The sequence below is a fragment of the Lentibacillus kimchii genome, assembly GCF_042666895.1.
GTDB lineage: Bacteria > Bacillota > Bacilli > Bacillales > Amphibacillaceae > Lentibacillus > Lentibacillus kimchii.
In genome coordinates, this window is sequence record NZ_JBHTGR010000057.1 from 354530 (window position 1) to 365078 (window position 10549).

The 10549-nt window shown below is 32.5% G+C and carries 10 protein-coding genes; all 10 read right to left on the minus strand.

Annotated elements, in window-relative coordinates:
• Positions 1 to 15 precede the first annotated feature (15 nt).
• The gene (locus ACFQU8_RS14165; protein WP_382361653.1) at positions 16 to 753 is read right to left on the minus strand and encodes a head maturation protease, ClpP-related; all 738 of its coding nucleotides are present in this window, start codon (positions 751 to 753) and stop codon (positions 16 to 18) included.
• Positions 753 to 1940, minus strand: a complete 1188-nt coding sequence (locus tag ACFQU8_RS14170; protein ID WP_382361656.1) for a phage portal protein — start codon at positions 1938 to 1940, stop codon at positions 753 to 755. The genes ACFQU8_RS14165 and ACFQU8_RS14170 overlap by 1 nt, the downstream gene beginning before the upstream one ends.
• Before the next feature lie 18 nt (positions 1941 to 1958).
• Complete coding sequence (locus tag ACFQU8_RS14175) at positions 1959 to 3641, minus strand: terminase large subunit (RefSeq protein WP_382361659.1); 1683 nt, start codon at positions 3639 to 3641, stop codon at positions 1959 to 1961.
• Entirely contained in the window at positions 3638 to 4003 is a 366-nt protein-coding gene (locus tag ACFQU8_RS14180; RefSeq protein ID WP_382361662.1) for a hypothetical protein, read from the minus strand. The genes ACFQU8_RS14175 and ACFQU8_RS14180 overlap by 4 nt, the downstream gene beginning before the upstream one ends.
• 568 nt (positions 4004 to 4571) lie before the next feature.
• Positions 4572 to 5198 (minus strand): HNH endonuclease, encoded by a 627-nt coding sequence (locus ACFQU8_RS14185; RefSeq protein ID WP_382361664.1) that lies wholly within the window; start codon positions 5196 to 5198, stop codon positions 4572 to 4574.
• A 4-nt stretch (positions 5199 to 5202) separates the two neighbouring features.
• Positions 5203 to 5517, minus strand: a complete 315-nt coding sequence (locus ACFQU8_RS14190) for an HNH endonuclease (RefSeq protein ID WP_382361666.1) — start codon at positions 5515 to 5517, stop codon at positions 5203 to 5205.
• Positions 5518 to 5525: 8 nt separating this feature from the next.
• Positions 5526 to 5708 carry a hypothetical protein gene (locus ACFQU8_RS14195; RefSeq protein WP_382361668.1) on the minus strand — a complete coding sequence of 61 codons (183 nt, stop codon included), beginning with the start codon at positions 5706 to 5708 and terminating at the stop codon, positions 5526 to 5528.
• Between the two features lie 50 nt (positions 5709 to 5758).
• On the minus strand, positions 5759 to 6304 hold the full coding sequence (locus tag ACFQU8_RS14200; protein ID WP_382361671.1) for an HNH endonuclease signature motif containing protein: 546 nt from the start codon (positions 6302 to 6304) through the stop codon (positions 5759 to 5761).
• Positions 6305 to 6764: 460 nt separating this feature from the next.
• Positions 6765 to 9242 (minus strand): hypothetical protein, encoded by a 2478-nt coding sequence (locus tag ACFQU8_RS14205; RefSeq protein ID WP_382361674.1) that lies wholly within the window; start codon positions 9240 to 9242, stop codon positions 6765 to 6767.
• Between the two features lie 716 nt (positions 9243 to 9958).
• On the minus strand, positions 9959 to 10549 hold a 591-nt coding region (locus tag ACFQU8_RS14210; RefSeq protein ID WP_382361677.1), incomplete at its 5' end, for an IS256 family transposase.

Genomic DNA, 10549 nt, shown 5'->3' on the forward strand with positions numbered 1-10549 from the left:
TCTTTCCTTTCAATATTATTTTAATTTTAGTAAATTTAATTTTGCTTGAGCTTGTTGTTGCTCAATTGTTACATCATTTGTTGTATTATCTTCTTCTTGTGACTTATCATCTGTCACGCCATATTCCATGACCTGATCTAATCTATCATTTTTAACTTTATCAATGACTGCTTGCGGTAAAATAGTTGCATTGTTACTAGCGACAAGATTCATATTTTGATTATTATCATCTTCAAACATAACTTTATCAATAAAACCTTGTTCCTTAGCTTGCTGTGCAGTAAGCCATGTTTCTTTGTCCATCAGATTTAAAATCTCTTGCTCACTTTTACCAGTCTTATTAACATAAGCACTAGCGATTGATTTATTATAATTTTTGATAACATCTGATTCGTGTTTCAATTCTTTATAGTCACCTTGAGCACCACTACTTACATTATGTATCATGATTTGAGCCGTTGGAGACATTTGTACTTCATCTCCTGCCATAGCTATTACACTAGCCGATGATGCACCTATCCCTGTGACTTTAACTGTGACTTTATGATTACTATCTTTAAGTGCAGTATAAATTTCACTACCTGAGAATACGTCACCACCACCAGAGTTAACAATAACTTCTATTTCGTCACCATTATTATCAATCACATCATTGATGTCATTAGGACTTGTACTATCAATATCGAATAAATCATAAATAAATTTAACATCATTAGGAATAATTGTTCCCTTAACATTTACTTGCTTTGTCATTAGTTATCACCCCCATTTCCAGAATTATCTTCTTGAACTGGTCTTGTATCCAGCCGTCTGACATATTCATCACCATGAGCCACAGGTGGCATATTAAGTATTCTTCTAAACTCATTAATACTCATAGCACCTCTATCAACTAATTCAGTTAATCCTAATTTAGTTTCCATGCTTGCGAATGACAGACTTTCACTATTAAATACAATCTTATGTCCTCTTGCACGTTGTCTACGATTAAATAACTTACGTGTATATTCTTCTGACATTTGTTTTAATACTGGTACAATATTAGACTCACTATATGCTACCCATTGATCCTCAGTATATTGACCTGTAACAATATTTTTATTGGTATTAAAAAAAGCATAGATACGATTTACAAATATATCTATACTTTCATGCTCTGGAACATAAGAATCGTTTGTAACTCTATGCGCCTCTGTCTTGCTATCAATCCCAGCTGCACCTACTGCACCATCTTCATTATCAATATCCATAAAGTCATTTATAAATTGCTTAGTATTCTTTTTGATATCCTCTTGTCGCATAGCTGTATTGAACTTCAAAAGCCACTGGATAACGTTACTATTTTTTACAGCTTTGGTAACACCTTGATCGGTTGTATTAACTACTTCCATCAGGTTAGCTAATGCTTCACCATTAGATGATCCAAACAACTCATCACTATTAAAATCTTTACGTAAATGTATAATGTCACTATATTTAAATGTTACAACTTGTCCATTATCTCGTGTAAACCTTAGATACAGTACATTATTTTCATCGGTAACAACTTGTACACCCATAGGTACAATAGGATATAATTCTATTGGAGTACCATTTTCATCTCTATTTATGTATGCAAAAGCATTATTATTAAGCTCAAGTTGCGTTATAAGCTTCTCTTGCAAAACTTGACCTGTCATGTATGGATTAGGTTCATCCAATAAAAATCTAATATGAGCATGTGGATTATGCTTATCACCATCACTACGCTCTTGTACATGAGTGCCAGTAGCTTTACCTATCGCTTGTACCTTTGGTCTAATAGCACTACGTACAATATCTGATTTATATAAGTTACCATTCCAATTAAAGAATCCATTTTGATTAGATGTAATCATTTTAAAATTTTCAGTTGTTTTTACTTTGTCATCTTTTCTTTTAAACATATCTTTAAATCCCATAAGTCACCTCCTGACTGTTTAGATTAACGATAAGTATTCATCATAGTTATTTTCTAAAGCTACATATGCGTTTAACATTGAAGCAAATCCATCAATTCTGCGTCTTTGGTTATTGCCTTTACTCGGCTGTATATTGCCATTCTTATCTTGTTCATAGCTAACGTTACTTAAATTCCATTTCATGATTGGATTGTTATTATAATTTATTTGTTTCTTCTGAAGAGAAGCACCGAGGTTCTGCATAGGTGAGCTTAATGTTTTCTTTCCCTGTATGATTGGAAGTAATGCAGGTTCACCAAACGTATCTTTAGCTCTTTGCACAAATAAATCTGTGCCCCAACTATCGTAAGCCACATAAGGTAACATTATATCTTTATCTTCCTGTACCTCAATAAGCCAATTTATAACATCATTAGAATCAATCTTATTACCTTGAGACAATCTTAGTAATCCTTGTTTATACCATTGGCTATAAGGGATCTTATCTTCTGTCTCTTTTTTACTGACAAGATCCCGTGGCAAGAAGAAACAACTTTCTACGAATATTCGATTATCATTAGGTATCATAAATAGTACACTAGCGGCAGTTAAATCTACTGATTGTGACATATCAACACCTGCTATACCATATCTAGGTTGTAGTTCATTAATATCAAATGTATCTGTATTATTAAGATCTTCAAAAGATAGCCATGTTTCTGTAGATGTTTCACGTATGTTAAACTCTTTACATACTAAGTTTTTGATTAACATACTATTATGTTTAGCTTGTTCAACTTTAGTTTGTAATTGGCTATACTGTTTAATACTACCAAGACCTGGATTTGCTTTGTACCACATATCAGGATTAGTCCATTCTTTTTTCTCATCAAGTTCATAAATTATCGGTAGTATAGATTCATTTTTATATCCGTCAGGGTCTTCATATCCATTGATAATACTTGAAGCTTCATCGAATAAAATGTCATACACGCTATTTCTCACTGTACCTGCTGTACTGGTTAAAAATATCATAGGTTGTTCACGAGCCGTTGTACTATCACTAATCACATCAAATAACTCTTTAGTCTTCATAGCATGTATCTCGTCTATAAGTGCTCCATTAAGGTTTAAACCGTCAAGAGAATCGCTATCCCTACCTACAGGTTTAAATGTGTGATCTCCACTAGTTAAATCTGCTACTCTAGTTTTAATACGCCTCTTTAGTACAGGTGATTTTTTAACCATACTCTTAGCTTCTTCAAAAATAATCTTAGCCTGTTCACGTTTAGTTGCCACGCTCACAATCTCACTTCCAGATTCACCATCAGCGACCATAAGATATAATCCTACTGCGCTACTCAAAGCTGACTTACCATTCTTCCTACCTACGATTAACATTACCTGTCTGTATTTACGTAGTCCTGTTTCTTTACTTACGATACCAAACATAGACGCTACTAATGCTTTCTGCCACAATTCTAAGATTAATGGCTTACCACCCATAGCACCTTTTGAATGTTTACAGAATCGCTCAATAAACTCAATAGCATGACTAGCTTTGTTATGATCATATTCATAATTAGAGTCAGGATTATTAACAATATCTTCAACTAAATGCTCATACACTTTTCTAACTTTTTTAGATACAGTTACATCACCTGATTTAATCTGTTGATAATATGTAATGATTGGATTGTCTTTTAGATATACTTTACTCATTTCTTATCAAGGAAGCTATCAAAGCCGTCATCTTCCACTTTCGACTGTTGCTCTTTAGATAATAAATTAAATAACTCTTTGCATGCAGCAGTATATCTATTTACTAAAGTTGAATAAGATTTCTGAGAAGGATTCTCTATGATCATCTCTTGTTTACCATTTTGAAATTTATATGTAGCACCTTTACTCTTGATATCATTCTCTAAATTCTTCAATGTCTCAGACATAAAAGCTATACGATCAATTAATTTCTCAGCTACTGCCATTTGATCTTCTGGAAGGATATCTGTAAATATATCCATAAGCTTTTGTCGTTCTGCATTTATAGATTCATTTTGTTTTTTAACACTAGGTTTAACCATTTTGCATAAGATCCTCCTAACTTTTATTATATTTTTGTTAAATTTATATTTAATATACTTAACCCCCCCATCCGCGAATTGCTATGCTAGCAGAGCTAACGTTCCGCGCCGGTGTAGCGGGCTTTGGTTATCTTAAGTTTTCAGGGGGGACTTTTATTTTTTAAATTTTTTATTTTTTATTTACAATAAATTGGATAAGTAGCTAATGGAATTAAAAATATTACTAATTGAATAAACAAAAATATTCCTACCATTTATACCTTCCTTTCCTTATTATATCTCTATACTCTGCACAACTTACACATAAGCTGCACAATAAATTATATGTATTTCACGATCTAACACTCTCGATATCAATAAAAACATCTCACAGATACATCTATGTAATCTATCTTACAAATCATATCGATACAAACTATATCAATCACCTATCATTAGTTGGTACTAAGTCACCATTATCATACTCTTTCATTTATGATATCCATCGTCCAATGCAAATGCTGTTATCATCATCGTTACTATAAGTAGTATAAAAATCATGACATATTGTCTCCATCCTTCTTAGATACTAAATCTCGCTGTAAATATATCTATACTCTCCATGATACTTATGTTCAGCTTCAACTCTATGTTGTCTTGCTTCTTCAAATGTTTTATAATATCCTAAGTGTATATGCTTACCATCAATAGTTATCCTTGCTACATAAGGTTTACTCAATGGTCTATCAGTTATCTTAGCAACACCATTACCTTGTCTGTTCCATGTGTTCTGTATATGTGTACACACTCTCATATTACTCTTTCTGTTGTCTGTCTTGTCTAGATTAATATGGTCTACTTCCATATACCCTGGAGGATTCATTATCATTCTATGTAGATACTTAGTTGTTTGATTGATTTTTGTTAAGATATATCCTTTATCATGTAGTAACCACTTGTACCTACTAATCATTGGTACATCTTCTTTATCGACTTTAACTGTTTCAACAATTTCTATACCTTGTCTTATGATTAGTTCTGAATATTCTTCATGTTCAACTATTTCATTCGGATCATTGTCAGTTCTGAAGTTATATCCATATTTCCTGTACTGATCATAATGTCTTCTACATCTTTTATTGTAGTAACCATTTCCGCTGTTATGTCTACTATTATTACACCACTCAACTATACATTCTTTATTACTTTCTACCATATATTCATCTCTCCTTAGATATTAAGTCACCATTTTCATCAAAAGTAAGTCCTTCTCTCACTACATCTTCTGTTTTAAAATGTTCTTGGTTGTGGCATGTAATATCTAATAGCTCTAAATTATCCCAGTTAAGACTTACATCAGGATCATTAATATTCTCAGGTGTCAGATATATTTTATGGTGAACGATTTGACCCTCACTTAATATTCCATTCTGATAACAACGTTCACATAACCAATACTGTGACTCTGCATATGCATCTCTTGTCTTGCGCCAAACACGAGAATTGTAAAAGCTCTTAGCATAATCATGTGCCATCTACATCACTAACCTCTATCAATATTAATCTGTTCAACAGTTTGCTTTACCTTTTCAGTTAAATCATTTTCTGCTAAATACCTAGCCAATGGCTCACCAGTAACTGTAAACTCTAAAACAAACTTACTTGTATTATCACCTGATACTTCATCGACATTTGTTAAGTAATCTTCTAATTTGATTTCACTCATTTATATCTCTCCCTTTAAATTGATTAGTTATTATGTTAAATTTGAAATGACTATTTACCATTAACTATACGACTTAGACTACGCCTACTAATACCAACTGCAAATGCTACTTGATTTATAAATACACTTGCTTTACCATTATAGATGTGATAGGCTTGTAGTATCTCTTGTTTTTCAGGTTTGGTTAGACGTTTGTTACCACCCATCTTTTGTCTAACATATGTATCATATTGTTGCTTACGAGTTACTAACTCTAAGTTATCTATGGTATTATTAGATTTGTCGTGATCAATATGGTTTACCTCTAGATCGTATGGAATCCACGACTTAGGTTGAACGTTGTAGTAAGCTGCCATTACTACTTCGTGTAAGCCTATGGTTCTCATTTGACCATCATTATCTCTTAAACCTACTAATACATATCCAGTTTGCTTAGTTGGATTAGCAATTAGATATTTACCTGATGTTTTGTTCCATACTCGACCATTTACAATATCTACTAAGTAGTTACTGTAATTTTCTAACTCTCTAAATTTACTATCCTTATTTATCACAAAACTTAAATAACTTTTATCTTTAACTTCCATTCCTTTCATTTGAATCTCTCCTTTTATTTTTTTAACTAAAGTATACTTTCCTGATTTGTACACTTTTTGCGTCATTCTTCCATATAAACTTAAAGCATTTTCTTAATTAAAAAGCCCGCCCAGATATGGACAGGCTAATCAAAATATACTTTAGTGGGTTAAAGGAAGAGATAAAACCCAAAAAATGTACAAACTATTATCATTTATACATTGACTTTCAATATCAACTATGTAATAATAATTATGTATGTACATTTCCTTTTAAAAACAATTTTAAATATCTCTTATGATTCGAATATATATAGGAGGAATCATATAGGGAGAAGACAGTTGACACCTTGCTTGTAAATAGAGCTACCTGCCCTCTCCCCTAAAGGCATATTATCTTTTAACAACTTTTAATGTCTTAATATTCCTATAAATAAAGTGAAAATTTAACTTTATTCGACAAAATTTGTACCACCTTTACTTAACTTACCTTCTTATTACGATTCTTGCTGCGTTTTTTGCCTTGACACTTAGGACATCTAACCTGCATTTTTGTCTTCATCCGATATGTAGACTTACAATCCTCACAACTACCTGCATTATTTTCTATATTGTTATTTATGTTATGTACAATCTGATCCCCAAAACATTCCCATAATGTTGTTTTGTTTTTAGTCTGTTTGCTATATAAATATTGTACTAATACATCAGTTACATATTCCTGATCACCAAACTTGAGCAACTCATCTTTAATAACTTGATGGACATATGGACTGTTACCATGATCATCATCACTGTTATTACTTAACATCCATTTTTTATTTTGGTTTAACCTTTTATACTCTTTAATTAACTCGTCATTCTGATTAACTTTTTTATTATACATCATCATGGCTGGATCTAACTCACCAACCTCTTTTTTAAAGTATATCTTTTTATCTGGAATAATGTCATACAGGCGATTAACAGGACTGTTATTACTTGCTACTACTTTATGTTCTTCTTTGTCTTTAGCATATGTAAAGAAATATGGTAATTTTTGATTCTCATGATTTTTAATACGTTCGTTAATCCGATCTGGTCTCTTAGTACGTACAAGGGTTTTTGCATAATCAATCTCGAAATTATTTTCAAATGACAACCATTTTATAGCATCAACATCAACATTATTACTATTCCATATCTTACTGATGTTATTACTAATCACACCAATATTCGCCTGATATGCTTTAACTAAGCTATCATAGATATTATCCTTTGTTATGTATTGAGGTTGAGCTGTTGCCATCTCATAATGCAGCGGTACTGTATCTTGAGTATTACGTTCAGCTGCGTTTACGATAGTTTGATCTGCTACTACTAATAGTTGATCACCGTCCCAGTCAGCGGCTAACAACTGGCTAATCGGATCATGGATACTCGAATATATACCATTTGTAATAAACCATTTACTCAACTCATCACCTTTTACATTGTTACGTACAGCATGCTCACGATACAAATGTGGGCTACGTAGTACATCTAATTTATCTTCATCATAAAGATTCGTGAATACCTCACCATTTGCTAATAGTCCAGTAACATCTAATCCGAATAAATACTGACAAAATGCATATAGATCTGGATGAGCGTAGGTAAACTTACCTTCAATATCAAACTTACCTGATCTAGCTTCTTTAACTAATGATTTCTTCTTGTCCTTAACTACCTCTTTACTATATACATCATCTAATAGCTCTGGCAATTTATTTAAGGCTTGCTGATATGGTGTGTTAGCTTTATGAGCACCCATAATTTTTAGCATAGTATCTTTGCTACCCATATTTTTTATATCGTTTGCAGTATGCTTTGTGATATCTTTGAGTTCATCATCTGTAATATCTGTTAATGTTTGTAGCATTTGGTAGTTGAACCTTGCTGTACGACTTGTATCTTCAACATTCATCACAGCAGCTTGACATGACCACTTAGAAAATCTAGTTTGATAATCAGCCCAATTCTCATAATATTTATGTAACTTAAACTGGCTTTTAGTGAATACTACATCTACATCACGAATATCATGTTGATCTCCATAGATATCTGTAATAATGTATGTATTAGCTTTTTCTTGTGCAAATTGTTTGAACGGCATGGGTATCAATGAACCTTTAATAAATGGTAGACGTACCATCATTGCTTTATCAGATATATCGGGATTGATCATTCCTGCGCCATCTGTATGCTCTATATTTACATTCATGTTTTGTCTATTAATTGAATAATCATCCATGTCTATATGATCAAAATCACTATTTACGTTATATTCTAAGTCATCTACAACAACTGTACGGTTAATATCAAAATCAATCCATTCATTACTACTACTAGCTGTTAATGCTTTATAAGCTAAAAATTTATTTGTATTAATACCGCCTTTATCGTTAATTTCCTTCTCAGTCATTCCGCACATCAAAGCACCTTCATGCTTATTATAGACTGATTCCTTGATAAAAATGGATCTCTTATTACGTGTCTGACCTGCACTAGCACTGAAAAATATGTAATGCTCACCATTATAATAAAATCCATCATTAATTAAGTCTTGCAATATACCTTCAAAATACGTCTCAACTATAATCAAATCAGTAGTTAATTCATTTTCATTAATTTGCAATGTCCTAGTCAATACACTATCAAATAAACTAATAACAGCATTATCAGTCATAAAGCTATCATCTAACTCTCTGACGCTTGTATTTTTATCAATAGTATCTTTAATATATTGTTTTAGATATTGATTACGCTTATTTGCAAATTTAATACGATTATCTACATTTTCTAATTTTTTAAGATAATTGTTGTATCTGATTGTTTTCATTCTTCTATTATGTATAGATTGCTCCTTATTAGTATAGAAAGCATCCGTTGTTAGATTATAAATATGTACCTGACGATTAGCATCATTCATGTTAAACATTTAAATTCTCTCCCTTTGTTTTAATATATTTTGATTTAATTTAATTAATAATACTCGATTCTTTGTTTCTTTCTTAATCGACTGACACAAATGGTTTGTATTTGTGGAAGTTGGTTTTTGAAAGAAAGTATTATATAGTTAGGGTCTTAACCATCTAGTCTATTTTTCCACTGCGTTTCAAAATAAACTACCTTTGCCCGACCCTAAGACCCGACAAAAGTTTAAATAAATATGTAATTAATCTTTGGGGTCAATTTATGGAATGTTCTATATTATAGGGAGATTCCACTTTTTGACCCCAAAATTATAACGATTATTTTTGTATGCAATTTTATGCAATTTGTTATTAAGGGGTTACTGCATTTTTTTGCATACACTTTTAATATGTAATTTTACCAACTATCCAGTATGTAAATGATTTTGTCTTTCCATTTTCTCTTTTACTAGATCTTTTAGAACTTATTACATACGACATATCATTGTCTTTTAAATAACCATTTAATGTATTAATTCCTAGTGATCTTGCATTCAATCCATTAGATTTGAACGCTTCTTTGAGTTCATTTTGTTCACTTTTATATAATTGAACACCAACAATACTATCTAAATATATACTTAATGCTTGTCTATTTTGTTCATCCTCAACTACAACATAGGGGGCGTCAATAATTTTGTGTAAATGACCCTATCCCTTTTGAATTTAGTTAGCCAGTGTTTTAGTCGTTTAAAACTTGTTCCTCCAGCGATTCAAACATCTGCAGTAATTCAGGCTTTGCTTTTTTGAAGCCTCTGTGGCACCGCATACCGAACTTATGGTTATAATCTAAAAACTGGGTCACCAGGAAACGTTCCAGGGCATCTTCATTTGGAAATTGTTCTTTGCGTTTGACGTAGCGTTTGATTTCCTTGTTAAATCCTTCGATGAGGTTTGTTGTATAGATGCTGGATCGGATGGATGCCGGAAAATCATAAAACGTTAATAAGCGATCCTGTTTCATCACGGCATCGACAGCACGTGGATACGTCTTATGCCATTTATTCTGAAATTGTTCCAGGGCATTTAAAGCATCCTGGCGGCTTTCAGCCTCATAGACAGCCCTGAAATCATCCAGAATGACGGCACGATCTTTCACACGTACTTTGTTAGCGATGTTGCGGGAAACATGAACGCAGCACACCTGATGTTTAGCCTTGGGATAGACGCGATGCAGCGCATCCGTCATGCCGTTCAAGCCGTCCGAAATGAAAAGAAGGACGTGTTCAACACCGCGATCATATAAGCGCTGAACGAGCTCCTCCCACACCTC

Coding starts and splice junctions, on each gene's coding strand:
- ACFQU8_RS14165 (WP_382361653.1), bottom strand. CDS start 753: ATGACAAAGCAAGTAAATGTTAAGGGAACAATTATTCCTAATGATGTT.
- ACFQU8_RS14170 (WP_382361656.1), bottom strand. CDS start 1,940: ATGGGATTTAAAGATATGTTTAAAAGAAAAGATGACAAAGTAAAAACA.
- ACFQU8_RS14175 (WP_382361659.1), bottom strand. CDS start 3,641: ATGAGTAAAGTATATCTAAAAGACAATCCAATCATTACATATTATCAA.
- ACFQU8_RS14180 (WP_382361662.1), bottom strand. CDS start 4,003: ATGGTTAAACCTAGTGTTAAAAAACAAAATGAATCTATAAATGCAGAA.
- ACFQU8_RS14185 (WP_382361664.1), bottom strand. CDS start 5,198: ATGGTAGAAAGTAATAAAGAATGTATAGTTGAGTGGTGTAATAATAGT.
- ACFQU8_RS14190 (WP_382361666.1), bottom strand. CDS start 5,517: ATGGCACATGATTATGCTAAGAGCTTTTACAATTCTCGTGTTTGGCGC.
- ACFQU8_RS14195 (WP_382361668.1), bottom strand. CDS start 5,708: ATGAGTGAAATCAAATTAGAAGATTACTTAACAAATGTCGATGAAGTA.
- ACFQU8_RS14200 (WP_382361671.1), bottom strand. CDS start 6,304: ATGAAAGGAATGGAAGTTAAAGATAAAAGTTATTTAAGTTTTGTGATA.
- ACFQU8_RS14205 (WP_382361674.1), bottom strand. CDS start 9,242: ATGTTTAACATGAATGATGCTAATCGTCAGGTACATATTTATAATCTA.